This is a genomic window from Acetobacter pasteurianus subsp. pasteurianus LMG 1262 = NBRC 106471 (genome assembly GCF_000285275.1).
In the GTDB taxonomy this organism is placed as follows: domain Bacteria; phylum Pseudomonadota; class Alphaproteobacteria; order Acetobacterales; family Acetobacteraceae; genus Acetobacter; species Acetobacter pasteurianus.
Genome location: NZ_CADO01000004.1, coordinates 41,305 through 65,930 on the forward strand (window position 1 = coordinate 41,305; position 24,626 = coordinate 65,930).

Genomic DNA, 24,626 nt, shown 5'->3' on the forward strand with positions numbered 1-24,626 from the left:
GATTGCAGCAGGGGATGGCTTTCTAAACTGTTTGCGTCTTGCGCCTGTCGGTATAAACGCCTTGTGTTATGAGCAACGAGAAAGCAGCAATCCGCAACTGGACACGGACACAATCGCGTCTGGGGCGTCAGGCAGCGCGATCAGTGGTTGGAGCCGGGCTGCTCTCCAGTCTTGTCGGTATAGGGCAAGTCTGGTGTGTGGCCGTTGTGCTGGGGCATGCCCTGGTAAACTGGAAAATGGCAGAAGCCGCAGGCCCTATGCCTGTATGGCCTTTTCTGGCTTTTCCTGTTCTGGCCATTCTACGCGCTTTGGTTATGGTTCAGGCCGATACAGGTGCCGCACGTGCAGGCATTGCCGCACGCCGCCGGTTGCGTGGTGAGGTTCTGGCCTCCGTTCTTACAGGTGGGCCAGCACTGTTGCGCCGCGTGCATAGTGGCGTGCTGGCTTCCACCATAGTGGATAGGGTGGAAGCGCTGGACGGCTTTTTTGGCCGCTGGATCCCGGCCTCTATTCTGTGGATTGCCGCACCTGTTGCCATTCTTATTCCCATAGCCTTTGTGCAGCCTCATGCTGCATTGGTTCTGGGCCTATGCGGTATAGCCGTGCCTTTCGGGCAAGCGCTGTTCGGCATTGGGGCGGCTGTAGCCTCCCGCAATCAGTTTCTGGCCATGACACGCCTGCAGGCCCGTTTTCTTGATCGCGTTAAAGGCATTGCCACCATTGTGCTGGCAGGCCGTGCGGAAGATGAAACACGCAAGCTGGGCGATGCTGCAGAAGAACTGCGCCAGCGCACCATGAAAGTGCTGCGGGTTGCGTTCCTGTCTTCCGCTTCCATCGACTGCGCCATGGTTGTTGCTCTTATTGCCATTGCCATTATGGATGGCAGGCAGGCTCTGGCCTTACAGGCGGAGGGGAGTGCACCGGCATTGGTGCATGCCGTTACAGCGGGGCTGTTTGTTCTGCTGGCTGTGCCCGAATTTTTTGCGCCTCTGCGTGGCTTGGCTCTTGCTTATCAGGACAGGGCACACGCCCAAGGGGCCGCAACGGCTGTTCTGGAACTGCCTGAAGCTCAGGAACGCCCTGCGCCGGAGGGGGCGCGCACCGTCAACGCCAATGGTGTGATGGTATCCTTTGATGATGTCAGCTTTTCGTGGGATCCAGCACGTGGTCTGGCGCTAGACCATGTCAGTTTTACCGTGCCCGCAGGTGAAACCCTGATTCTGGCAGGGGCATCTGGCTCTGGCAAATCCACTATCATGGAATTGCTGCTGGGCTTCATTCAGCCCGATACAGGACGCGTGCTGTTTAACGGCGCACCGCTGGATAGCATTGTGCCAGACGCACTGGCCCGCATGGTTTCATGGATTGGGCAAAAGCCCGTTCTGTTTGCTGGCACGCTGCGCGAGAACATTCTGTTTGCAAAGCCCGATGCCAGTGATACCGAACTTCAGGCTGCGCTAAAATCTGCTGCGGTTGACCAGTTTTTGCCCAGCCTGCCCGAAGGGTTGGAAACCCGGATTGGGGAAGGTGGATTTGGCCTTTCCGGCGGGCAGGCACAGCGTATTGCCATTGCGCGCGCTTACCTGAAAAATGCCCCGGTGCTGCTGTTGGATGAACCCACAGCGCATCTGGACCCGGCAACAGAAAAAAGCGTGTTTGAAAGCCTGCAACGCTTGGCCGTAGGGCGCACCGTTATTCTGGCAACCCATTCTGCCGCCGTGCACATGTTTAAAGGCCGCCGCATAGATCTGGCCGGTGGCCGCGTTATCAGCCGACAGGGAGCCGCCTGAGCATGACCTCTCTGCCTAACCCACGCCCCACAGGGGAACTGACAGACTGGCAAGCCATCCGCACCGTTTTTGCGCTCTGGCGCAAACAGGGTGTGCGCCTTGCGGGCGGCATTGTTCTGGCTCTGCTGGCCTTGGCTTTTGGGCTGGCGCTCATGCAAACATCCGGGCTGCGTCTGGCCGGTTGCGTTATGGGTGAAATTGTTATTGCCACAGCCGCCTTGCGCTGGATTGGTGCAGGCCGCGTGATCCTGCGGTATGCAGAACGCCTGTTTGCGCATGATGCCATGTTCCGCGCGCTGGCTGATTTGCGTGTGTGGTTTTTCCGCTCCCTCGCGCAGGGTGCTGCTGCCGGGCTGGGCTTCCGTCGGGCTGGGGATATGCTTTCCCGTCTTGTATCAGACATTGGCACGCTGGATGGCCTGTACCTGCGCATTGTGATGCCGCTTATCTGCGCCTGTGTCACATTCCCTGCACTCGTTATTATTGCGGGCCATGCCAGTGTGATATTGGGCCTTGTAGTAGGCCTGCTGTTTGCCTGCTCTGCCTTTGTGGTGCCGTGGATGATTGCACGCTCCAGCCGCGCATCAGCCAGCCAGATCGTGCATCATCTGGCGCATCTGCGCATTACTGTGCTGGATCTGGTAGGTGGCCTGCGTGAAATCCGCGCTTTTGGTGCAGAAGGCCGTATGCTGGCACGTGTGCAGGCAGCAGATGCTGCTCTCCTGCAAGATCAGCTTCGTCTGGCACGCCGGGCGGCTCTTGCAAACGCCATGGCCTTTCTGGCCGGGCAGATTGCCGTATTTGCCGTGCTGCTAAGCATTGGCGGGCTGTTTGCAGAACACATTCCTGCGCTTGAAGGTGTGGGCATTCTGTTCCTGACCGTTGCCGCTTTTGAAAGTGCCGCAGCACTTACCCGTGCCGGGCTACAGGCTGGCGCAATGGGGGCCGCAGCACGCCGCGTGGTGGAAGTGGCTGAACAACCATCCGCCATCACCGTTCCTGCGTCTGAACAGACAGATGCACCGCTAGACACGCATATTCATGTAGAAGGCGTAAAATTCCGCTGGGCTGCAAATCGCCCATGGGTGTTTGATGGCCTTACTCTGGACATTCCCGCAGGTGCCCGTGTGGCTATTCTGGGGCCATCTGGCGTGGGCAAATCCAGCCTTGCGGCTCTGCTGCTCAAAGCCGCCACGCCAGAAGCAGGCACCATTACACTGGGCGGAGAAGATATTTCCCGCATCAAGGCGGACTCTTTGCGCCAGCGTATTGCGTGGCTTTCCCAAGCCACTCATCTGTTTGATGATACCATCCGCGCCAACCTTCTATTGGGCCGCCCGGACGCCACGGAAGAAGACCTGTGGCAGGCGTTGGAAGAAGCCGCCATTGCAGATGTTGTGCGTACCCTGCCCGAAGGGCTGGATACGTGGCTGGGTGAAGGTGGCGTGCGGCTATCTGGCGGGCAGGGGCGGCGTATTGCACTGGCCCGCACATTGCTCACGCAAGCGCCTATCATGATTTTGGATGAACCTGCCACCGGGTTGGATGCCCAGACCGAGCAAGACTTCCTACGCACGCTCAACACCGTTACAGAAGGGCGCACAGTTATCCTTATTGCACACCGCCTGACTGGTGTGGAAAAGCTGGACCGCATCTGGCGGCTTTCTGCCGGTGTTGCCAAAGCCGCCGTTGCGTAAGCAAATCTATGTTGACGTAACGGCCCCGGCAGGGCACCAGTTAGGAAATAATTACATATCTTGATTAGGACATTTTATATGCGCCGCTTGCTTCCTGTTGCTGGTCTCTGCCTTTTGGCTGCCTGTGCTGGCAATGCACCACGCAAATACGTGGTTTTCTTCTCCGCTGGCTCAACAGAGCTGGATGACAATGCTCGCAATGTTCTGTTGCAGGTAGCAGAAAAATCCAAAAGACATCCTTCCCGCATTGTCAAAGTGGAAGGTTACGCACATGCAGGGCAGGACCTTTCTGCCGATGCGCTTCTGGCCATCCAGCGCGCCAAAGCCGTAGCCCAGCAGCTGAGTGAAGATGGCGTGGCGGGTGATCATATCGTCCAGACCCCACGCGCACCTTCCAGCAGCGAAGGCATGCAGGTTGGCTCCCGCCGCGTGGAGATCGAACTGGCCAACCCCTGATAGAATGATAGAAACCGGCTCCATATCCACGCCCTCTCAGTTTTCACATAGCAGGCTGGAACGGGATCGGTTTGCTGGAAAGCCGCCTCAGGAAGTCCTGCAGGCGGTTTTTGGCTTTCCCGGTTTCCGCAGTCTTCAGGCGCAAGCTGTTGAATGCGTTATGGAAGGCAGAGATACACTGGTGCTTATGCCAACCGGCGGCGGCAAAAGTGTATGCTACCAAATACCCGCCCTGTGCCGCGAAGGCATGGGGCTGGTTATTTCCCCCCTTATTGCCCTTATGGATGATCAGGTTGCGGGCCTGCGCCAACTTGGCATCAATGCCGCGGCCCTCCATTCTGAACTAGAAGGGGATGAAGCGGCCAAAATCCGCTCAGATCTAGCAAATGGGCGCATAGATCTGCTGTATATCTCTCCCGAACGCCTGCTTTCATCCGGCACGCTGGATCGGCTGGTGCGCATACCGCTTTCGGTTATTGCTATTGATGAAGCCCATTGTATTTCGGCATGGGGGCATGAGTTCCGGCCAGAATACCGCGCGCTTACGGCATTGCCACGCCATTTTCCGCATGTGCCACGCATTGCCCTTACTGCCACAGCAGATGAACGCACGCGGGAAGATATTCTGGCGGCACTGGATATGCCGCATGCCGAAGTGCTGGTTTCCAGCTTTCATCGGCCTAATCTCAACATTTCTGTACAGCCCAAAGCGTCTGAAACGCGCCAGCTTATTACAGCGCTGGAGCGGCATAAGGATGCCGCCAGTATTGTATATTGCGGCAGCCGTGCCCGTACGGAGCGCATGGCCGCTTCTCTGCGTGAACGTGGGTGGCCTGCTTTGGCTTACCATGCAGGGCTTTCCCCTATAGAAAAACGTGCTGCATTGCTGCGTTTTCGTTCTGGTGAGCCCCTTGTTATTGTGGCCACAATTGCCTTTGGCATGGGCATAGACAGGCCAGACGTACGCGCCGTTGTGCATTTGGATATGCCAGCCTCGCCCGAAGCCTATTACCAGCAAATTGGCCGGGCCGGGCGCGATGGCCTGCCGTCTGACACACTCCTGCTTTACGGCGGGGAGGACATGGCCCGCGCCCGCTACTGGCTAGATCAATCTGCCGCACCAGAAAGCGAAAAGCGGATTATGCGCAGCCGGTTGGAAGCCATGATAGCGCTGACCGAAACCACTGGCTGCCGCACCCGCGCCTTACTGCATTGTTTTGGTGAGGAACTGGCCGAACCCTGTGGCCATTGTGATAACTGCCTGCACCCTGTGCTGACATTCAATGGCACCGAAGCAGCCCGTAAGCTGCTTTCTGCCGTGTATCGCACAGGGCAATGTTTTGGCGCACTGCATGTTATCGGTGTACTGCGCGGAAAAACCACAGAAGCCATTACCCGTAATGGCCATGACAAACTGACCGTATGGGGCATTGGCAAGGATAAAAGCGAGCAATTCTGGCGCGGCGTGGTGCGCCAGCTTATAGCCCGTGGCGCCTTGCGCACAGAAGGCCAGTACGGTGGCCTGATTTTAAACCAGAATGTAGCCCGGCCCATTTTACGTGGTGAGGAAGAAGTTCACTTACGGGCAGACCCTGTAGTGGAAACAAACAGCCGGTTATCAGACCGCAGCAGCCAAAGCGCAGGCATTGCCCTTACAGAAGACAGCAAAGCCCTGTTTGATGCGCTGCGCCAATGGCGCCGGGAAGAAGCGCAGGAGCAGGAGATTCCGCCTTACGTTATCTTCCATGATTCCGTGCTGCGCGATATCGCCATGGAAAAACCCTCAGACCTGGATGAACTGGGCGATATCAAAGGGGTAGGGCGCTCCAAGCTGGAACGGTACGGAGAAGCCGTGCTGGAGGTTCTTGAAACAGCGCAGGCATGACACAGGCAGTGCAACAACGTCGGTTTCGTATTCTCAAGCTGGTGCAGCAACATGGCTACGCCACCAGTGAAGATCTGGCGCGTGAGCTCAATGTTACGGTGCAAACCGTGCGGCGAGACGTCAACACCATGGCTGCACAGGGGCTTCTTGCCCGCCATCATGGTGGAGCCAGCTCTCTTTCACCCTCAGAAAACATTTCCTATTCCGATCGGCAAATTCTGAACCTGCGCGAAAAGGAAGCCATTGGGCGCAATGCCGCACAGGCTATTCCCAACGGTGCTTCGCTTTTCATCAACATTGGCACAACGACAGAGGCCTTTGCCCAGTCTCTCCGCACCCACAAGGCGCTGCGGGTTATTACCAACAATATCCATGTGGCCACGCTTTTGGCTCCTGCGCCGGAATGCAGCCTGATTATTACGGGTGGGCATGTGCGCCTGCGTGATGGCGGCATAGTCGGCCCCACAGCCGCCGCCATGATTGAGCAATACCGGGCAGATTTTGGCGTAATCGGCATTAGCGGCATAGATGAAGACGGCACATTACTGGATTTTGATGCCGATGAAATTAACGCGGCACAAGCTATCCTACGTAATGCGCGCACTGTTTTTTTGTTGGCAGACCATACCAAATTCCGCCGCAGACCCATGGCACGGGTAGGGCATATTACGCAGGTTAACGCGTTTTATACCGATCAACCACCACCAGCGAACATTCGCGCCCTGCTGAAAGAGCACGATGTAAAGCTGCATATTGCCCAGCCATGATCGTTCTTTTTCGTAAAGGAAAGCAGGAAAGGCCGTTAAAAACCGCCATCTGGCCATATTGACGCCATTCTTCTTGCGTTTTCTTTTCGAATACGAATAAAAGACAGAAGTTTGCGTTCTGACCGAAACCGGAAGAAACCATGACCACACCTACTGCATCTCCCGCCCGCATTTATGATCTGCTCATTGTTGGAGGAGGGGTAAACGGCGCAGGCATCGCACGAGATGCTGTTGGCCGTGGCGCCTCTGTTCTGCTGGTGGAGCAGGATGACCTTGCCAGCTACACATCATCTTCCAGCACAAAGCTGATCCACGGCGGGCTGCGTTATCTGGAATATTACGAATTCCGCCTGGTGCGCGAAGCCCTGATGGAACGCGAACGCCTGTTGAAGATGGCCCCGCATATCATGTGGCCGCTCCGGTTCGTGCTGCCACACTCCAAGCTGGTCCGTCCGGCATGGATGCTCAAGGCTGGTCTGTTCCTTTACGATCACCTTGCTTCCAACATGACACTGCCGAAGTCTCGCGGCATTGATTTCCGTACGCATTCATCCGGTGCGGCGCTGAAGCCCGAATACACCAAAGGCTTTGTGTATTCCGATGGTTGGGTGCAAGACAGCCGCCTTGTGGTGCTGAACGCCATGGATGCCGCCGAACGCGGTGCAGATGTGCGCACACGCACACGCCTGATTGCCGCCAGCCGCGCCAACGGCGTATGGGAAGCCACGCTGGAAGACCGCGCAACTGGCAAAACCACAACCGTACGCGCCAAGGCGCTGGTAAACGCTGCTGGCCCATGGGTTGCACGCCTGCTGGCCGATACGCTGAAGATCCCGAACTCCAAATCCGTTCGTTTGGTTAAGGGTAGCCACATTATTGTGCCGCGCGTATATGAAGGCCCGCAGGCTTACATCTTCCAGAACCCGGATAAGCGTATTGTGTTCGCCATTCCGTATGAACAGAAGTTCACACTGATCGGCACCACCGATATTCCGTGGAAGCAGGAACCGGGCAAAGTGGAAATTGCGCCCGATGAAGTGAGCTACCTGTGTGAAAGCGTAAACCGCTATCTGAACGTGCAGGTCAAAGAAAGCGATGTGGTGTGGAGCTACGCTGGCCTGCGTCCGCTGTATGATGATGCCTCTGCCAATGCTTCTGCCGTAACGCGTGATTACGTGCTGGATCTGGATACGCAGGATGGTGCGCCGCTGCTTTCCATCTTTGGTGGCAAGATCACCACTTACCGTAAGCTTGCCGAACACGCGCTGGAAAAACTGGCACCTGTTCTGCCCGCAGTAGGTGGCCAGAGCTGGACTGCACAGGAAGTTCTGCCCGGTGGTGATTTGGGTGACGGTGGGTTTGATCAGGCTCTGGCACGCCTGCGCCGCACAGCACCGTGGCTACCGGAAGGTCTTGCATGGCGCCTGATGCGCAATTATGGCAGCCGGACCTACGAAATTATTGGTGAAGCCAATAGCATGCAGGATATGGGTGAAGTGCTGGGCGGTGACCTGACATCGCGTGAAGTGGATTATCTGATTTCTCGTGAATGGGCACGCACGGCAGAAGATGTTCTGTGGCGCCGCAGCAAGCTGGGTCTGCATCTGAATGATGCAGAAAAAGCCAATGTTGAAGCATATGTCGGGAAGAAACTTGCCTGATATCTGAGAACCATAGATACGTCCTTTCCAACAACAAAAATAATAATGAGGAAGGTCATGGAAAAAACAGGAAAAGCCCTGCTTGGGGAAATGATAGCCGAATGTCTGGCTGTTATGATTATTGTGACTATTGGGGATTCAGTGGCAGCAATGTTCTCGCTGTATGATCCCAGCCCCTACAAGCAGGCTTACTGGGGTGTTGCCATTACATGGGGGCTGGCCGTTACGCTGGCCATCTATGTAACTGGCTCTGTATCTGGCACGCATGCCAACCCGGCCGTTACGCTGGCCTTGGCATGCTACCGTGGATTTTCCTGGAAAAAAGTTGTGCCTTACTGGGTAGCACAAATTGGCGGCGGCTTTTTAGGTGCCTCGCTTGTGTACGCCCTGTATGGCTCTGTTATCCAGCATTACGCGCTCGCCCATCATCTGGACTGGGTGAATGATAGCGCAGCTTCTGGCGTTTTCTTTACCCATCCCGGTGATTTTGTAACCCCACTTCATGCCATGATGAATGAGGTTATCCTGACCGCCATTTTGGTGCTGGGTATTTTTGCCATTACCTGTGAATACAATACCGTGGCCCCACAAGCCAATTCTGGCGCGCTGATTATTGGCCTGCTGGTGGCTATTCTGGGCGCATCTTCCGGCTTTTTGGAAGGCTGGGCCCTTAACCCTGCGCGTGATCTTGGGCCGCGCATTTTCTGTTTTGTTGCAGGATGGGGACGTGCCGCGTTTCCTTCCCCCGGCAATTATTGGTGGATGCCTATTGCTGGCCCCATGGTGGGCGGTTTAGTGGGTGCCACACTTTACCAGACACTTCTCCGCCCATTTATGCCCGCACGGGCACGGGTGACCACGACGGCGGCAGACTGACCGCAACACGCAGAAGGATACTCCTTAATGAGTAAGCAAGACTGTGTCCTGGCTATTGATCAGGGAACGACATCAACACGCAGCATTGTCTTTGATCGTGATGCGCAGGAACTCGCTGCCGCCAGAGAGGAGTTTGCACAGCATTACCCCAAGGCCGGCTGGGTAGAACACTGCCCGGAAGATATCTGGAAAGATGTTGTAAGCACCGCGCGCGCAGCGCTGGAAAAATCTGGCGCAGCAGACCGGGTTGCAGGCATTGGCATTACCAACCAGCGCGAAACCATTGTGGTGTGGGAACGCGCTACCGGCAAGCCTATCCATCGCGCTATTGTCTGGCAGGATCGGCGCACGGCCAATGTGTGTCAGAAACTGCGGGATGAAGGCGCAGAAACACTGGTGCGCGAACGCACCGGCCTTTTGATTGACCCATATTTTTCTGCCACCAAGCTTGCATGGCTGCTGGATAACGTTCCTCAGGCCCGCGAACGTGCTGAAAAGGGTGAACTTGCTTTTGGCACCATTGATTCCTTCATTCTGTGGCGACTGACAGGCGGCAAGGTGCACGCAACGGATGTAACCAACGCATCCCGCACCATGCTGTTTGATATCCACCGCCAACAGTGGGATGAAGACCTTCTGCGTCTTTTCCGCGTACCTGCAGCACTTCTGCCAGAAGTGAAGGATAGTAGCTGCATTTATGGTGAAACCGTGCCGGAACTGTTTGGTCGGCCTATCCCTATTGCAGGTATAGCGGGGGACCAGCAGGCCGCTGTGGTGGGGCAGGCATGTTTTACGCCCGGCATGGCCAAGGCCACCTACGGCACAGGCTGCTTTTTGCTGCTGAATACAGGGGATAAACCCGTAACATCACGCAACCGCATGCTCACCACTATTGCCTATCGTATCAATGGCAAAACCACCTATGCGCTGGAAGGCTCCATTTTTGTGGCCGGTGCGGCCATCAAATGGCTGCGCGATGGGCTGCATCTGATTACCCATGCCTCTCAAACCGATGATATGGCTACGCGCGTACCAGACAGCCACGGTGTTTACATGGTACCTGGCTTTGTAGGCCTTGGCGCCCCACATTGGGACCCGGATGCACGTGGGCTTATCTGCGGCCTTACGCTGGATTCAAGTGCTGCGCATATTGCCCGCGCTGCTCTGGAATCCGTGGCATATCAGACGCTCGATCTGGTAACCGCCATGATGCAGGATGGCGGTGGCACCACAGATAGCATTCGCGTAGATGGCGGCATGTCTGCCAATGACTGGTACTGCCAGTTTCTTGCAGACATGCTGCAGGCCAAGGTGGAACGCCCGCGCAACGTGGAAACCACTGCTCTGGGCGCAGGCTTTCTGGCAGGCATTGCAACAGGTGTGTGGGATAGTGAGCAGACTGTAGCTTCCGAATGGGCTCGGGGCTCTCTGTTTGAACCGAAAATGGAAAATGAACAGCGCCGCACCATGATTGCCGGATGGCATCAGGCTGTTAAGCGCACCCTCAGCACCTATACGGGCGGCTGAAACCACAATTTCTGGCAGGAAGCACTTTCCTGCCAGAATGGCGCTTTACTAAATCAGACGTGATCAGTCTGGCTTATGGTCACTTTCTGCATCTGTGCCTGCATCCTGCACAGGGATAGAAACAGTTTTTGAAGACCCACCCATAAATGTGAATGTAAACGGCACGTTCTGATTGGCATGCACGTTATTGGAAAGGCCAAAGCAAAGCAGGTGATACCCACCCGGTGGAAACACCAGTGTAGAATTGCCGGGTAGGGCAAGGTGGGTAAACAGCACTCGGGTGCCGCCTGTGCTTTCCTGATCGGCATGATGGCCCACCAGCTTCTGGCAAACGGGAGACGTTACGCCCGTGAGCAGATGCGCTGTTTCACTGGAATTGGACAGGGCAAAATAAACCGTTGCCGGCTCTCCTTCCGATGCCAGATGCAGGGATGTATCAAATATGGTAATATCTTTTTGAGCATCCGCCTGCTCGGGCAGAACGGGCAGAGGAGGCTGATTATCGGCCCAAGCCTGCGGTGCGGCGTAGGCTGAGCAAGAAAGAGCTGCACAGAACAGAACAGCAAAATGGCTGCGTTTCATAGTTTCTCCATCCAGATGGACCGCCACATGGTATGGACGAAACGGCCCAAAAGAAATAAGTGGTGCCTTTACATACGCGCTCTTTTAACAACAGAAAACGCCAGCCAGAAATGCGCCTGAGGGAAGGTTGATACCACCATGCGTTGCCCTTTTTGCGGGAACCCAGATAGTCAGGTCAAGGACAGTCGCCCCAATGAGGAAGGACTGGCCATTCGGCGGCGGCGTGCATGCCTGTCCTGCGGGCAGCGTTTTACCACGGTAGAACGCGTGCAACTGCGCGAACTGGTTGTGGTGAAAAATGATGGCCGGCGCGCGCCCTTTGACCGGGAAAAAATTGCACGCTCCATCCGCATTGCCCTGCGCAAACGCCCTGTTTCCGAAGAACAGATCGAGCAGATTGTAACCGGCATTGTGCGCCAGCTTGAGGGAAATGGGGAAACCGAGGTGACATCCACCCGCATAGGTGAATTGGCAATGGATGCCCTTAAGGAAGTGGATGGCGTTGGATATGTGCGGTTTGCAAGCGTGTACCGCGATTTTACAGAAGCCAAGGATTTTTCGGAAATCCTGAACCTTATGGAAACAGGTGGCGCCCCAGCCCCCGGAAAAGACTAGACCTTAGAACAGAAAAACGCCATGAAACCCGGCTTTGCAACAGACTGGCCGGGCAGGAGGGATGGATGACAGAACTACAGGATGAACCCCGTTTGAAAGGGGCACAACGGCCCCGCACGGCTGCACGCGTTGCCGCTGTGCAGGCCCTGTTCCAGATTGACCAGAATGGAGACCGCCCAGAAAACGTTATTGAGCAGTTTCTGGTCCATCGGTTTGGTACAACATTGGATGGCGCAAGCTATGAAGATGGCTGCATTCCAGAAGCCGATACACAGCTTTTCAGCCATATCGTGCGGCTGGTCACCTCCATGCGCACGCAGGTTACGCAGGAAGTTGAAAAAACACTTCCGGAAACATGGCCCATTGCGCGGCTGGACCCCGTATTGCGCGCATTGCTTCTGGCTGCCGCAGCAGAAGCCACAGAAGGCGATGCGCCTGCTCCCGTGCTGATCAATGAATACATGGACGTAGCCCATGCATTCTTCTCTGGTGACGAACCGCGCCTTGTGAACGGCGTTCTGGATACGCTCTTCAAACGTCTGGCGGCTGAACGGAACCATGATACAGAACAAACCCAGCAGCCAGACTGATCTGCCGCAGGAATTTGCGTTTATCCGGCAACATTTTTCTGCTCTGGCTGGCGCCGCTGCCCTTGAATTGAGGGATGATGCCGCTGTTTTCACACCGCCAGAAGGGCGGGAGTTGGTGATTGCAGCGGATGGCATGGTGGAAAATGTTCATTTTCTGCCAGATGATCCACCAGAAACCATTGGCCGCAAGCTGCTCCGCTGCAATCTGTCTGATCTGGCAGCCATGGGCAGCCGCCCGGAAGGTTGGCTACTAACGTTTGCGCGGCCGCCCCATATTACCGAACAATGGGTGGCGCAGTTCTGCAAGGGGCTGAAAGCGGATCAGGAGCAATTCGGGCTTCAGTTGCTGGGGGGCGATACAACCTCCACCCGTGGCCCGCTGGTGTTGTCCCTGACCATTCTTGGCTCTGTATTGCCGGGGCAGGCCATCCGCCGACAAGGCGCACAGGCTGGTGATGGATTATGGGTTACGGGCACCATTGGTGATGGCGCGCTGGGCTTACGCGCTCTTCAGGGTGAAATAGCTGATCCATCCGGATATCTGGCGCAGCGTTACCGTCTGCCGCACCCCCGCATTGGCTTGCCCTTATACGGCCTTGCCTCTGCTGCCATGGATATTTCAGACGGCTTACTACAGGATGCTGGGCATCTTGCACGGGAAAATGCGTTGCATGTGACCATCCATGCAGATGCTGTGCCTCTATCAGACGCAGCCCGCCAAACCGGCCCCAAATGGCTGGAAACCTGCCTAACCGGCGGCGATGATTATGAGATCTTATTTGCCGTTCCCGCTCAGCACGAAGCCGCGCTGCTCAGCAAAGGCACGTTAGATACTGTCTGTGGCCCTGTAAAAGTCACCCGTATAGGGGGATTTACGCAGGCATCTACAGGCGTAACGGTTCTGGATAGTGCAGGCAAAAACCTGCAATTCCGTTCCCACGGGTGGAGCCACCTTTAGGCGCTCCACCCGCCAGAGAGCGGTTTAGTCCGTTAAAAGTTTTTCGTACATCCGGTGCCGTTTGTACGGCGTGGGAGAAATGCGCTCAATCAGCTTGCGCAGGCCTTCATGCGTTTCCAGCACCCAACCAAGCTCAATGCTGCGATAAGGCAGCACGTGGCCGCGCTTCATCAGCTCATCAATAATCAGGGCTGGCAGCATGGCGCGCAGGGCGGTGCCAAGATATTTCCTGCGCACACCCAGCAGCACCACACGTGCAGACCGGAAATCATGACTGACCACGCGTGAGGCCAGCTTGAGCCAGCCAAGCGGAGAGGGTGCACCACCCAGATCACCACTGATATCAAACATGTTGGGAATAACCAGCGCAATGGCTGCGGGTTCTCCGGCCACTTCAGCCAGCACGTACTGTTCTGGCCGCAAGATAGGCTTAAGCGCCTTGAGCAGGCTTTTCACCTCATCCTGCGTAAGGGGAATATTCCCCCATGTATCAGACCATGCATCATTATAGATCTCACGCAGGATTTCGGCGTCTTCATTCACCTTGTCCTTACGCAGCCCGCGCATGGTAATAGCCCCCAGACGCTGCCGGATATTGGCCGGTATCTGGTTTGCGCGTTCGGCAGAAGGACTGGTTTCCATCCGGTAGGACAATAGGTCCACAGCACGCTTAAACCCGGCGGCCTCAACTGCGGGGCCAAGAATTTTGGGGTGCCACGGTATGCCTATCATGGGGGGCTCATCCTGCCCTTCCACCATAATCCCGGATTCACCATTGCTATTCAGTGTCCACGGGCCACGTATGCGCTTAACTTTGCGCAGCTTCAGCCATTGTGTGGCGGCCTCAAGCAATGGGGCCACACACTCCGGCTCCAGCGTATCCAGCGCGCCAAAAAAACCCGTACGTGGGCCTGGCTGCTTAAGAGCCAAGGCATCTATCTGGGCAGATATACGCCCAATGGGCTTTCCATTCCGCCACGCCAGAAAATAACAAGCAAAGCCGTGCTCAAAAAATGGTGCATGCGTGGGTGAAAAAATATCCCGCTGCTCCATATCTAAAGGAGGCACATAACTCGGCAAGCCATCGTAAAGAAGGCGTGGAAGTTTTATAAAGAGAGAAAGCTGGCGTGAACCCGAAACAGGTGTAACCGTAATCTGAGTGGGGGAAGACATTGCCACTCCGTTGTGTGAAAGCCAAAAGCCAGTGGGTGATGCCTTATTACGCAGCATTGGGAAAGGGAAAAGTGTGAAAGTTGTTGCGAACGGAAAACACACCGCACGCTCTGTTCTGCTTACTGGGGCCACCGGCGGAATTGGAATGGAACTGGCCAAACGTTATGCACGGCCGGGCCGGACCCTGATATTATGGGGCAGAAACCCCGAACGCCTGACAGAAATTGCCACCACGTGTTGTGCACGCGGTTCTGCTGTTTTTACCCGCCAGATTGATCTGTGTGATGGTGAGGCCGCTCTGGCAGCGTTTGAGGCCGATTATGCTGACCATAAGCCTGATCTGGTGATTCTGGGGGCTGGGCTATCTGACATACAGCCATTGGACAGCATGACAGAAGACCCGCAAAAGGTATTACAGCTTGCGCAGGTGAACTATGCCACGCCCGTAGCCTTGGCCACAGCCGCTGCCCAGAATATGATCCCCAATGGAGGCGGCCATATTGCCCTTATCGGCTCCGTTGCAGGGTTTTACGAACTACCGTGCTCTCCGGCCTATAGCAGCTCTAAATGTGGGTTGGATTTCTTCGCGCGCGCGGCAGGTCTGGCGTGGGAAGATAAAGGTGTGGGCCTCACGCTGATTGTGCCGGGCTTTATAGACACCCCCATGAGCCGCAGACTGGAAGGGCCGCGTCCATTTTTGGTTTCAGCCAAAAGTGCTGCGCGCCGCATTATCCGGGCCATTACAAAAAAAAGAAAAGTTTATATTTTCCCGTGGCCGTTTCGGGTGCTTCGGGTTCTTGAGCGGCTGCTGCCTCAATGCCTGCGTGAACGCATTTTACGCAGCCTGATTGTCGGCCAGAAAGAGCGACAATAAGTTTTTTCCTGAGAGCTTGTGCTGCTTTAAATAAAGTGACGCACAAGCTTGATGGGGCAGAAAAAGCCTAATTATCTCCACCCGGAAGCCTGCCTTTTCCAACCCATAGGATGAGGGGAGGCAGGAAAAAATAAAATGCCATGATGAAAATAAGATCTCGCACCAGATAAGCCAGATCAATATGCAGGCCGAAATGGCAAATCAGGTTGGCCAACCCTAGCATAAAACAGACACATAAAAACGCACCCGCGCTGGCATAAATGGTCCGGCCAGCGTTTATCTGCTCTACTTTTTCCAGAAAAACATCGGCAAATTTTTTCTGCACAAGCCAAGCCCTTTCTTGCGAAATGTTTATACCCGGCACGGCAAACCGGAGCCCTAGATATGTGGGCAGCAGCACCTTTTACAGATTCGCTGCCCGCAGTATCTTTTATTCCGCAAAATTTGGAAGCGTGATGTTCTGATCTTTTGCCACCTTCTGAATGGCAACCTTGGTCAGGCCCAGCAGATTGGCTGTATCAACAAAGGCAGCATCGGCACTTGCACCTGGCGTTGGGGGCAGGGTGACCGTTACAGAAAATTCAATATTCTGGTCCTGCTTTGTAAAGCACAGCTTTGCCTTGGTGCTTCCGTCTTTCTGCACCTTAACGGAACGCAGAACACCATTCTGTGCTGTTGTGTCATTACTCACGAGAGTATTCCTTTGCAAAATTATGACAGCGGGAATGTGAACGCAGCAGCCGCAAGAGGCAACGCTTCTGCCTGCACCCCAGACCACCCAAAATATGCAGACTACCCAAGGATTTCCGAACAAAGATCATGACTCTAACCATGTCAGCTTATGGCCAGTTCTGGTACCAATACCGCCGTAGGAAGGCTGTACATCCATTATGGATGAGTAGAGACTTTGATCTGAGCGGCCTCTCACTCAGACAAACGGGCAGAGAACGTTTTTTCCGAATCTGCCAGCTTGTAGAGCTGATTATAGGAATTTGCACAATGAATTGCTGCGTTTGTTAACACCAATACCCAAAACCCAGCACGACACTCACCAAACTTTTTGCTTTGATAAGGGCTACACGGGGCATACGAACAAGAGCTGACAACCGCAGTTTTCTGCGGAAAATGTCAAGCATTCTCTTTTAGATTCGTAGGGAGATGGAGGTCTGGGCGGGAATCGAACCCACATTCGCGGATTTGCAGTCCGCTGCATCACCATTCTGCCACCAGACCATCGGGTGATGGGGTGCCTTATCTCCTGTTCTGGCGCATTGGTCAAGCCGTTGTGTTGTGCGAATTTTAAATCAGTGTGTCACAAAATGTTTTGCCCTTGATCTGGCAGGAACCGCAAAGGGCATAAACCTTAACCGCAAGGGATGGGAAAACGTGACATTTCAGGCCGCAAGACAGCAGAATTCCTACCCGATGCCGTATCCAAAAGATAAAGATATGGAAACAGCACGTAACCTAATGGTGGACGATCAGCTTCGCCCTTCAGAAATTACAAACCTCTCATTACTGTCGGTCATGCGGGAATTGCCCCGTGAATGTTGTGTTATGCCCGACCAGCACTCTGTTGCTTATGCAGATATCACGCTCCCTCTGGGGCAGGGGCGTGTTTTGCCACAACCGTTGCTTACAGCACGCCTCGTGCAGGCCGTTATGCCGGCAGAAAAGGCGCGGGTTCTTGTTGTGGGGGCAGCCACCGGATACACGGCTGCACTTTTTGCTGCTCTTGGCGCCAATGTTACTGCGCTTGAATCAAATACACGTCTGGCCGAACAGGGGCAGCTCTTTTGCCAGCAAGAAGCCCTTAGCGTTTCATGGGTCATCGCCCCTCTCAACGAGGGAGCAGCAGGCAATGCACCTTATGATGTTATTTATTTTGATGGTGCCATTCTGCGTTTCCCTGCCTTTTGTGCCGCACAACTTGCTGCGTCCGGCACTATGGCTGGCGTAATGGCCTCTCCCAACAAATTGGCAAAAGCCTTTATCGCCATGAGAGAGCCTAAAAGTGCATCCAGTTTTATTGTCACTAACCTTTTTGAAACACAGCTTCCCTTACTGCCAGATCTTGCCGCACCCATTACTTTTGAATTTTAGAAATAAACTTTTAGAAAGATATTCTGCCGCACCTGATTACAAATTTGTAGAAATAGGTTCAGTATCGTGGCATGAGCAGTGCCTTAAGCGGCAATACGGTAACTGAATCAGGAGTATCAGATGCGGCGTATTTGCGGAGCAGGGGTAGGTATGGCTGTTTTGCTATGCAGTTCCACTGCATGGGGACAGAAATACGATGGCAGCGGTTCGCCAACCTTTGTGCCACATACGTTGCAGGAAGCGCTTGCCGCAGCCTATCTGACAAACCCAACCCTTCAGGAAGCGCGCGCCACCTTACGTGCTACAGATGAGCAGGTGCCAACCGCCTTGGCAGGCTGGCGGCCCACTGTAACTGGCACGGTAGGACTTTCTTATTATAAGGGCTCAAACGATTATCAAGGGGAAGCAGATCAACCATCTTCTGGATATCTCCGCAAATATAATACTCCAGGTTATGCGGCTGGCGTAAGCGTTAACCAGCCTTTGTATACGGGTGGCAAAACAACAGCCTCCACACATCAGGCTGTCAACAAGGTTATGGCAGCCCGTGCACATCTGATTTCCGCTGAACAGCAAGTGTTCAAGCAGGTTGTGAATGCATATGTGTCGGTTATCGAAGATGAACAGCTTTTACAGTTGAACATCAACAACGAACGCGTGCTTCAACAACAGCTTCGCGCAACGAATGAACGCTTCCGTGTAGGGGAAATTACCCGCACAGACGTTGCGCAGGCTGAATCTGCCTATGCAACAGCCAAGGCTACCCGCCAGCAATCTGAAGGCACACTTCAAACTGCGCAGGCCACATATATGCAAATTGTGGGCATGGCACCGCCACCTAATCTGGTGCCGCCGCAGCCGCTGGTATTGCCTGTTAAAAATGAACAGATGGCAGCAGCATTAGCCGTTAAAAACAACCCGGATGTTATCAACGCACTTTTTACTGAATCTTCTCAAAAAGATGCCGTAGCTGTGGCAATGGCAGCCATTATGCCCAAAGTTTCCGCCACTTTGGCCTATCAGCGCTCTGTTAACCAAAGCCTGAACAACCAGATTGACGAAAACAAATACGCCATCATCAACTTCAATATCCCGGTTTATCAGGGTGGCTCAGAATATTCAGCCGTGCGGCAAGCCAAGCAGCAGGCGCAAGCAGCACACCGTGAAGTTGATGTGCAGCGCAGAACAGCCGCGCAGGATGCTGTTTCAAACTGGCAGAAACTGGTCGCCTATCAGGCCGCAATCAACAGTAACCGCGCCGCTATTCAGGCAGGCACCGTGGCCTTGGATGGGGTGGAACGGCAAGCTATTGTCGGCACCAGCACAACGCTAGAAGTCTTGCAGCAACAGCAAACTCTGTTACAGGCACAGGTGGCCCTTGTACAAAGCCTGAGCAATATGGTGCTGACTTCGTACAACGTTGCAGCCGCCATTGGCCGCCTGACGGCAGCCGATCTCAAGTTGAATGTTCCTCTTTATGATGACAAAGCTTACTATAACGCTGTAAAAGACCGTCTATGGGGGCTGAACGATTATGCGGTCAGCCAGCCAGGACGCTAAAAGCTGAACAGCAAGGGTAAGGGCAGGGGTTATTGTATGGCATCGTCACAGGATCCATCTGAAGGTACAGGTAAATCAGTAGCAGATGTGCTGTCTTCTATCCGGCAGACCCTGCATGATGAGCATCTGGCAGCCATGGCTCCCCCTTCTTCAGACACAGACTCCGCTGAGGGTGATGAAGACGATGATATGCTGGTTCTTTCACCTTCCATGATGGAAGGACTTGTGCAGGAAACACAGCCGGATCATCACGCCAGCCAGCCCGACAATTCGGCTCATCATCCAGTCAATATGGGAGAAGACGCGGCTCTTGTGCAGTCATCACCTATCGCTCATGATGACGGTATCCTATCCGTAACTGATCTGAGACAGATCCCGCTAACTGAAAAGGCAGAACACGATATGTCTGGTCCTCTCCCAATCCCCCTGAATGACGAAACCATGTCAGATACATCAAATTCATTCGCTGTTCTGCAGAAAACCCTGCAGGATAAGTATCTAAGAGAGCATGAGGAGAGAAAAGTGGCTATTTCACATGAAGGGTCTCTGACTGTTGAAGATATCGTGCGCCAGGAAGTGCGCGTGTTCCTTAAAAAGTGGCTGGATGCACATCTTGCAGGCATCGTGCAGGCTGCTGTCCGTAAGGAAGTGGAACGTCTGACGCAGCGCGGTCTGTAATACCGGAAAACAGACACGCCGTTACTGGGTGAACGCACACATTTCAGTAACGGGTGCGCTGCTTAAAACCGGATGATTGCTCTGCAAAGGCGGAGGCAGTACATGCCTGCCGCCTTTTTTACGTTGTGTGGTGGAATACATATGCTGAACAAGTCTTTTGAGCCGGCCCAGATAGAAACACGCCTGTACGAATTATGGGAAAGCAGAAAGGCATTTTCTGCACAGCCCAACAGCGGCAAAAAGCCGTTCACCATTATGATTCCACCGCCGAATGTTACCGGCACCCTGCACATGGGCCATGCCCTGACCATGACATTGCAGGACACTCTTATCCGCTGGAAGCGCATGCAGGGGTTTGATACCCTGTGGCAGCCCGGTACAGACCACGCAGGCATTGCCACCCAGATGGTGGTGGAACGCACCTTGGCCACCGAAGGCAAAACCCGTCAGGAAATGGGCCGCGATGCGTTTATCGAACGCGTGTGGGAATGGAAAGAGCAGTCCGGCGGCGGCATTACCAAACAGCTGCGCCGCCTTGGGGCGTCGCTCGATTGGCCGCGTGAACGCTTCACGATGGATGAAGGCCTTTCCCGCGCGGTGCGGGAAGTATTTGTAACTCTTTACAACGAAGGGCTGATTTATCGTGACCGCCGGTTGGTGAACTGGGACCCGGTTTTCCGCTCCGCCATTTCCGATCTGGAAGTGGAAAGCAAGGATGTTGCCGGTAACCTGTGGTATATCCGCTACCCAGTTGAAGGTGCCGGGGATGCAACAATTACGGTTGCCACCACGCGACCAGAAACCATGCTGGGTGATACTGCGGTAGCTGTTCACCCAGAAGATGAACGCTATAAAAACCTGATTGGCAAATCCGTTCGCCTGCCACTCACCGGCCGTCTGATCCCGATTGTTGCGGATGAACATTCGGACCCGGAAAAAGGCACGGGTGCGGTTAAAATTACCCCTGCGCACGATTTTAACGACTTCGAAGTCGGCCGCCGCCACAACCTGCCCATGATCTCTGTTCTGGACGATCAGGCCCGTGTTGTGCTGGACGAAATTGAGCAGGACCTGAGCGCTGTTGAAGGGTTGGCCGACCCAGCCTTTGTGCGCAGCCTGTCTGGCCTTTCCCGCGAGGAAGCACGCAAAACCATTGTTGCCCGTCTGGAAGAAGATGGCTGGCTGGAAAAAATCGAACCCCATCGCCACCAGGTACCACATGCTGAACGTGGCGGTGCGGTTATTGAACCACGCCTGACCACACAGTGGTATTGCGATGCCGGTAAGCTTTCTGGCCCAGCAGTGGAGGCCATTACATCTGGCCGCGCCAGCTTTATTCCCAAACAGTGGGAAAACACCTTCTTTGCATGGATGCGTGATATCCAGCCTTGGTGCATTTCGCGCCAGCTTTGGTGGGGCCACCGTATTCCGGCATGGTACGGGCCGGATGAACACGTGTTTGTGGCGCATGATGACGCCGATGCACAGGCACAGGCCAACGCCCATTACGGCAAGCCCGTAGAACTGCGGCGTGATGAAGACGTGCTGGATACGTGGTTTTCTTCCGCTCTGTGGCCGTTTTCCACACTTGGCTGGCCAGATAAAACACCAGAACTCGCCCGCTATTACCCCACTGATGTGCTGGTAACAGGCTTTGATATTATCTTCTTCTGGGTTGCCCGGATGATGATGATGGGCCAGCACTTCATGCACGATGTGCCGTTCCGCAACATCTTCATTCATGGCCTTGTGCGCGATGAGCACGGGCAGAAGATGTCTAAAAGCAAAGGCAACGGTATTGATCCGCTGGAACTGATTGATCAGTACGGTGCAGACGCCATGCGCTTTACCATTTGCGCGCTTACCGGCATTGGCCGAGATGTCAAACTGGGCCGCAAACGGGTGGAAGACTACCGCGCGTTCATCACCAAGCTCTGGAACGCTGCACGCTTCTGCGAAATGAACGGCGTTAAACCTGTAGAAGGGTTTGACCCAGCAACCGTGAAATCTCCGCTAGGGCGGTGGATTATCGCGGAAGCTGCTGCTGCCATTACGGAAGCAACACGGGCGCTGGATTCCTACCGTTTTGATGAATACGCGCTCAGCTGCTACCGCTTTGTATGGAACCGCTTCTGTGACTGGTTCCTGGAATTTGCAAAGCCCGTATTCAACTCCACAGATGAAGCCGAAGCAGCCGAAATTCGCGCGGTAGCAGCTTATGTTCTGGGTGTTATCCTGCGTCTGCTGCAACCTGTTATTCCGTTTGTAACGGATACGCTGTGGCATTCCTTTGGATATGGGGAAGAAGGCAGCCTTATTTCTGCAAGCTGGCCAGAACCTGTTGTACCTGCCGGAGCAGAAGCCGCTCAGGCAGAGTGCGATCAGATTATCCGCCTGATTACGGAAATCCGCACGGTGCGCGCTGAAATGAACGTGCCGCCAGCACAGAAGGCCCCGGTCTTTTTGAAAGACGCCTTGCCGCAAACATTGGAGCACGCGCAGCGTTGGCAGGAAGCCATTGGCCGTATGGCGCGCGTTTCGGAAGTTGCACCGTTGCAGGGGGATATTCCGCATGGTTCTGCGCAGGCTGTGGTGGATGAGGCAACCCTTATTATCCCGCTGGCAGGGCTGATTGATCTGGATGCCGAACGTGCGCGCCTGAAAAAGGAACTGGGCAAGGCGGAAGATGAAGTTGCCAAAACCGAAAAGAAACTTGGCAACGAAAACTTCGTCACGCGCGCCAAACCAGAAGTGGTGCAGGAAATGCGGGAGCGCCTGGAAGCACAGCAGGGTGAATGTGTGCGCCTGAAGGCCGCTCTGTCTCGTATCGGGTAACAACCGCGCGAGACGATATAGCCTGCTGGCTTAATTGCTGGCAGGCTATTTTGCCCACATAGGAAAGGAGAACAGAAGCATGGAAACAGCAATATTAGGCGGTGGATGCTTCTGGTGCCTAGAAGCCGTTTACCGCGGCATGAAGGGTATTCTCTCCATTGCGCCGGGTTATGCTGGCGGCACGGTGCAGCATCCTACCTATCAGCAGGTGTGCACCGGGCAGACAGGCCATGCCGAAGTGATCCGGCTGGAGTTTGACCCGGCCATTATCAGTTACGCTGAAATTCTGCGCATCTTCTTTGTTATGCACGACCCCACCACCCTGAACCGGCAGGGGAATGACAAGGGCACGCAGTATCGCTCCGTCATTTTCTATGAAAACGACCAGCAAAAGCAGCTTGCAGAACGTGCAAAGCAAGACATCGCGCAGGAAAAAATCTGGGGCGATCAGCCTGTGGTGACGCAAATTCAGCCTCTCACCACTTTCTGGCCTGCGGAAGAAGCGCATTTTGATTATTACGCCCGCAACCCCATGGCGGGGTACTGTCAGGTGATTATCAGCCCCAAAGTGGCTAAAGCCCGCAAGGAATTTGCGCGTTACTTTAGCCCCGCATAAAGAGCAGACTGCTTATTCGGAAGTTTCATCTTCCAGAAAGAAGCGGTCTCCTTCTTCATCATAGTCAAACAGTTCCGCAAACCGGCCCCAGCCAATAATGGTCTGGAGTGTCTGGCGTGCGTAATCGGCAGACATGCTGTCTTCCAGCTCACTGCGGAAGCGTTCTGCCTTAATGCTGTGTGTAGGCCGTTCATCCAGTAGGGTGCAGATCATCCGCACCAATGGCACATTATGCAGCAGCGCGTGGCCCATAATGGCCTTGCGCTCATCCAGATCACTCAGAACAAAATGCACGCCCTCATTGGTGAGAAGAATATCCCCATCTTCCAGCTCTGCCAGACGCAGAAGCTCCAGAGATTCTCCCAACGGGAACAGATCATCCAGCTCAAGCTGAAGCTTTTCTGCCAATACCGGCAAATCTGCCCGACCATTCAACGGGGGTGCGGCCAAGGCTTCCATCATCCCAATCATCATAGTGATGGAAACAGGCACCAAAGCCCGGAAGGAACGGGTGAGGGCAGCCCCCTGCGGCGCGCCGCGGCGTGCCAGATCCGCTTCGGAAACAATAGGGGCACGTTGCGTCATCAACGCATAAATGTGGTCCACCAGTTGGCGGAACTCTGCATCTTCGCGGTTGCGTGGGTGCGCAAACGGCACATGCAACACATGCGCAATGCGTCCGGGGTTGGAAGATGCAATCACGATGCGATCACACATCAGCACGGCTTCTTCAATATTGTGCGTCACAATCAGCATAGATTGAACCGGCAGCTTTTCTTCCGACCAAAGCTCAATCAGGTCTGTCCGCAGATTTTCTGCTGTCAGCACATCTAGAGCAGAAAAGGGCTCATCCATCAGCAGCAGATCAGGATGCACCACTAAGGCGCGTGCCAGCCCCACACGCTGCTGCATGCCGCCAGAAAGTTCCTTGGGCCATGCGTTTTCATAGCCGCCAAGCCCAATCAGATCTATGGCATCATCAACCAGCTTATCACGCTCTGCCGCAGGCACACCGCGCGCATCCAAACCCAGTGCTACGTTTTCCTCCACCGTCATCCACGGAAACAGAGCGAAAGACTGAAACACCACAGCAATTTCCTGCGTGGGTTTATGTAGGGGTTGCCCTTTCCACAATACCTCTCCAGATGAAGGCGGCAACAAACCTGCCAGAATACGCAGCAGGGTGGACTTGCCAGAACCAGACCGCCCAAGCAGCCCCACTATTTCTCCGGCATGCAGGGTCAGGCTGATATTATCCAGCACCTGCACATCGGCGGCGCTGTCCTTATGGTAAAAACGGCTGACATTGCGTGCTTCTGCCAAAACAGAGCCGGATGGAAATGTTTTTTTCTCTGGGCCAGATGCCATTGCTATCTATCCGGT

General features: G+C 54.6%; 22 protein-coding genes and 1 tRNA gene. 17 read left to right on the forward strand and 6 right to left on the reverse strand.

The genetic code is table 11. From position 1 onward, the window contains the following. Window positions 1-68: 68 nt before the first annotated feature. The 8 genes from cydD (at window position 69) to glpK (ending at window position 10,659) form a co-directional block, all read left to right on the forward strand. Window positions 69-1,790, forward strand: coding sequence for a thiol reductant ABC exporter subunit CydD (cydD, locus tag APA10_RS01325; protein WP_035365885.1), 1,722 nt, complete (start codon window positions 69-71; stop codon window positions 1,788-1,790). Between the two features lie 2 nt (window positions 1,791-1,792). Beyond that, entirely contained in the window at window positions 1,793-3,487 is a 1,695-nt protein-coding gene (gene cydC, locus APA10_RS01330) for a thiol reductant ABC exporter subunit CydC (protein ID WP_003629930.1), read from the forward strand. Between the two features lie 78 nt (window positions 3,488-3,565). Further along, window positions 3,566-3,943, forward strand: a complete 378-nt coding sequence (locus APA10_RS01335; RefSeq protein ID WP_003624304.1) for an OmpA family protein — start codon at window positions 3,566-3,568, stop codon at window positions 3,941-3,943. Window positions 3,944-3,947: 4 nt separating this feature from the next. Then, on the forward strand, window positions 3,948-5,828 hold the full coding sequence (gene recQ, locus APA10_RS01340; RefSeq protein WP_003629931.1) for a DNA helicase RecQ: 1,881 nt from the start codon (window positions 3,948-3,950) through the stop codon (window positions 5,826-5,828). Then, window positions 5,825-6,595: a DeoR/GlpR family DNA-binding transcription regulator gene (locus APA10_RS01345; protein WP_003624300.1), complete on the forward strand. Its 771-nt coding sequence runs from the start codon at window positions 5,825-5,827 to the stop codon at window positions 6,593-6,595. Before recQ ends, APA10_RS01345 begins: the two co-directional genes overlap by 4 nt. A gap of 140 nt (window positions 6,596-6,735) precedes the next feature. After that, on the forward strand, window positions 6,736-8,256 hold the full coding sequence (gene glpD, locus APA10_RS01350; protein WP_003624299.1) for a glycerol-3-phosphate dehydrogenase: 1,521 nt from the start codon (window positions 6,736-6,738) through the stop codon (window positions 8,254-8,256). 45 nt (window positions 8,257-8,301) lie between these two features. Beyond that, window positions 8,302-9,132: an MIP/aquaporin family protein gene (locus APA10_RS01355; protein WP_080587105.1), complete on the forward strand. Its 831-nt coding sequence runs from the start codon at window positions 8,302-8,304 to the stop codon at window positions 9,130-9,132. A 27-nt stretch (window positions 9,133-9,159) separates the two neighbouring features. Continuing rightward, entirely contained in the window at window positions 9,160-10,659 is a 1,500-nt protein-coding gene (gene glpK, locus APA10_RS01360) for a glycerol kinase GlpK (protein WP_003624294.1), read from the forward strand. Window positions 10,660-10,722: 63 nt separating this feature from the next. On the opposite strand, the gene APA10_RS01365 is transcribed toward glpK, so the two are convergent. After that, on the reverse strand, window positions 10,723-11,241 hold the full coding sequence (locus APA10_RS01365; protein ID WP_003624292.1) for a copper chaperone PCu(A)C: 519 nt from the start codon (window positions 11,239-11,241) through the stop codon (window positions 10,723-10,725). A gap of 138 nt (window positions 11,242-11,379) precedes the next feature. Between APA10_RS01365 and nrdR the strand changes: the two genes are divergently transcribed. From nrdR to thiL, 3 genes are all read left to right on the forward strand, one after another. Continuing rightward, entirely contained in the window at window positions 11,380-11,856 is a 477-nt protein-coding gene (gene nrdR, locus APA10_RS01370) for a transcriptional regulator NrdR (RefSeq protein ID WP_003624288.1), read from the forward strand. Window positions 11,857-11,921: 65 nt separating this feature from the next. Continuing rightward, window positions 11,922-12,446 (forward strand): transcription antitermination factor NusB, encoded by a 525-nt coding sequence (gene nusB / locus APA10_RS01375; RefSeq protein ID WP_003624286.1) that lies wholly within the window; start codon window positions 11,922-11,924, stop codon window positions 12,444-12,446. Next, window positions 12,415-13,404 carry a thiamine-phosphate kinase gene (gene thiL / locus APA10_RS01380; RefSeq protein ID WP_003629938.1) on the forward strand — a complete coding sequence of 330 codons (990 nt, stop codon included), beginning with the start codon at window positions 12,415-12,417 and terminating at the stop codon, window positions 13,402-13,404. The genes nusB and thiL overlap by 32 nt, the downstream gene beginning before the upstream one ends. A 24-nt stretch (window positions 13,405-13,428) precedes the next feature. Here thiL and APA10_RS01385 read toward each other — a convergent pair whose 3' ends face one another. Beyond that, on the reverse strand, window positions 13,429-14,577 hold the full coding sequence (locus APA10_RS01385; protein ID WP_003629939.1) for a hypothetical protein: 1,149 nt from the start codon (window positions 14,575-14,577) through the stop codon (window positions 13,429-13,431). 31 nt (window positions 14,578-14,608) lie between these two features. Between APA10_RS01385 and APA10_RS01390 the strand changes: the two genes are divergently transcribed. Then, a complete protein-coding gene (locus tag APA10_RS01390) occupies window positions 14,609-15,451 on the forward strand; it encodes an SDR family NAD(P)-dependent oxidoreductase (protein WP_174714321.1) in 843 nt (280 codons plus the stop codon). 67 nt (window positions 15,452-15,518) lie between these two features. Here the strand turns inward: APA10_RS01390 and APA10_RS01395 are convergent, their stop codons facing one another. The 3 genes from APA10_RS01395 to APA10_RS01405 form a co-directional block, all read right to left on the reverse strand. Beyond that, complete coding sequence (locus tag APA10_RS01395) at window positions 15,519-15,776, reverse strand: hypothetical protein (protein ID WP_228142444.1); 258 nt, start codon at window positions 15,774-15,776, stop codon at window positions 15,519-15,521. 105 nt (window positions 15,777-15,881) lie between these two features. Beyond that, entirely contained in the window at window positions 15,882-16,142 is a 261-nt protein-coding gene (locus APA10_RS01400; RefSeq protein WP_003624276.1) for a hypothetical protein, read from the reverse strand. A gap of 468 nt (window positions 16,143-16,610) precedes the next feature. Next, window positions 16,611-16,684 (reverse strand) — tRNA-Cys (locus APA10_RS01405). Between the two features lie 192 nt (window positions 16,685-16,876). Here APA10_RS01405 and APA10_RS01410 point away from each other — a divergent pair. The 5 genes from APA10_RS01410 (at window position 16,877) to msrA (ending at window position 23,243) form a co-directional block, all read left to right on the forward strand. Then, the gene (locus APA10_RS01410; RefSeq protein WP_035365891.1) at window positions 16,877-17,554 is read left to right on the forward strand and encodes a protein-L-isoaspartate O-methyltransferase family protein; all 678 of its coding nucleotides are present in this window, start codon (window positions 16,877-16,879) and stop codon (window positions 17,552-17,554) included. 120 nt (window positions 17,555-17,674) lie between these two features. Next, window positions 17,675-19,114: a TolC family outer membrane protein gene (locus APA10_RS01415; RefSeq protein ID WP_003629947.1), complete on the forward strand. Its 1,440-nt coding sequence runs from the start codon at window positions 17,675-17,677 to the stop codon at window positions 19,112-19,114. Between the two features lie 36 nt (window positions 19,115-19,150). After that, window positions 19,151-19,792: a DUF2497 domain-containing protein gene (locus APA10_RS01420; protein WP_003629949.1), complete on the forward strand. Its 642-nt coding sequence runs from the start codon at window positions 19,151-19,153 to the stop codon at window positions 19,790-19,792. A gap of 141 nt (window positions 19,793-19,933) precedes the next feature. After that, window positions 19,934-22,627, forward strand: a complete 2,694-nt coding sequence (locus tag APA10_RS01425; protein ID WP_003629951.1) for a valine--tRNA ligase — start codon at window positions 19,934-19,936, stop codon at window positions 22,625-22,627. 79 nt (window positions 22,628-22,706) lie between these two features. Further along, window positions 22,707-23,243, forward strand: coding sequence for a peptide-methionine (S)-S-oxide reductase MsrA (msrA, locus tag APA10_RS01430; protein ID WP_003629953.1), 537 nt, complete (start codon window positions 22,707-22,709; stop codon window positions 23,241-23,243). 12 nt (window positions 23,244-23,255) lie between these two features. On the opposite strand, the gene APA10_RS01435 is transcribed toward msrA, so the two are convergent. After that, on the reverse strand, window positions 23,256-24,611 hold the full coding sequence (locus APA10_RS01435) for an ABC transporter ATP-binding protein (protein WP_003625493.1): 1,356 nt from the start codon (window positions 24,609-24,611) through the stop codon (window positions 23,256-23,258). Window positions 24,612-24,626 lie beyond the last annotated feature (15 nt).

Coding starts and splice junctions, on each gene's coding strand:
- APA10_RS01435 (WP_003625493.1), bottom strand. CDS start 24,611: ATGGCATCTGGCCCAGAGAAAAAAACATTTCCATCCGGCTCTGTTTTG.
- msrA (WP_003629953.1), top strand. CDS start 22,707: ATGGAAACAGCAATATTAGGCGGTGGATGCTTCTGGTGCCTAGAAGCC.
- APA10_RS01415 (WP_003629947.1), top strand. CDS start 17,675: ATGCGGCGTATTTGCGGAGCAGGGGTAGGTATGGCTGTTTTGCTATGC.
- glpK (WP_003624294.1), top strand. CDS start 9,160: ATGAGTAAGCAAGACTGTGTCCTGGCTATTGATCAGGGAACGACATCA.
- nusB (WP_003624286.1), top strand. CDS start 11,922: ATGACAGAACTACAGGATGAACCCCGTTTGAAAGGGGCACAACGGCCC.
- cydD (WP_035365885.1), top strand. CDS start 69: ATGAGCAACGAGAAAGCAGCAATCCGCAACTGGACACGGACACAATCG.
- thiL (WP_003629938.1), top strand. CDS start 12,415: ATGATACAGAACAAACCCAGCAGCCAGACTGATCTGCCGCAGGAATTT.
- APA10_RS01425 (WP_003629951.1), top strand. CDS start 19,934: ATGCTGAACAAGTCTTTTGAGCCGGCCCAGATAGAAACACGCCTGTAC.
- APA10_RS01410 (WP_035365891.1), top strand. CDS start 16,877: ATGCCGTATCCAAAAGATAAAGATATGGAAACAGCACGTAACCTAATG.
- nrdR (WP_003624288.1), top strand. CDS start 11,380: ATGCGTTGCCCTTTTTGCGGGAACCCAGATAGTCAGGTCAAGGACAGT.
- APA10_RS01335 (WP_003624304.1), top strand. CDS start 3,566: ATGCGCCGCTTGCTTCCTGTTGCTGGTCTCTGCCTTTTGGCTGCCTGT.
- APA10_RS01420 (WP_003629949.1), top strand. CDS start 19,151: ATGGCATCGTCACAGGATCCATCTGAAGGTACAGGTAAATCAGTAGCA.
- recQ (WP_003629931.1), top strand. CDS start 3,948: ATGATAGAAACCGGCTCCATATCCACGCCCTCTCAGTTTTCACATAGC.
- glpD (WP_003624299.1), top strand. CDS start 6,736: ATGACCACACCTACTGCATCTCCCGCCCGCATTTATGATCTGCTCATT.
- APA10_RS01365 (WP_003624292.1), bottom strand. CDS start 11,241: ATGAAACGCAGCCATTTTGCTGTTCTGTTCTGTGCAGCTCTTTCTTGC.
- APA10_RS01385 (WP_003629939.1), bottom strand. CDS start 14,577: ATGTCTTCCCCCACTCAGATTACGGTTACACCTGTTTCGGGTTCACGC.
- APA10_RS01345 (WP_003624300.1), top strand. CDS start 5,825: ATGACACAGGCAGTGCAACAACGTCGGTTTCGTATTCTCAAGCTGGTG.
- APA10_RS01355 (WP_080587105.1), top strand. CDS start 8,302: ATGAGGAAGGTCATGGAAAAAACAGGAAAAGCCCTGCTTGGGGAAATG.
- cydC (WP_003629930.1), top strand. CDS start 1,793: ATGACCTCTCTGCCTAACCCACGCCCCACAGGGGAACTGACAGACTGG.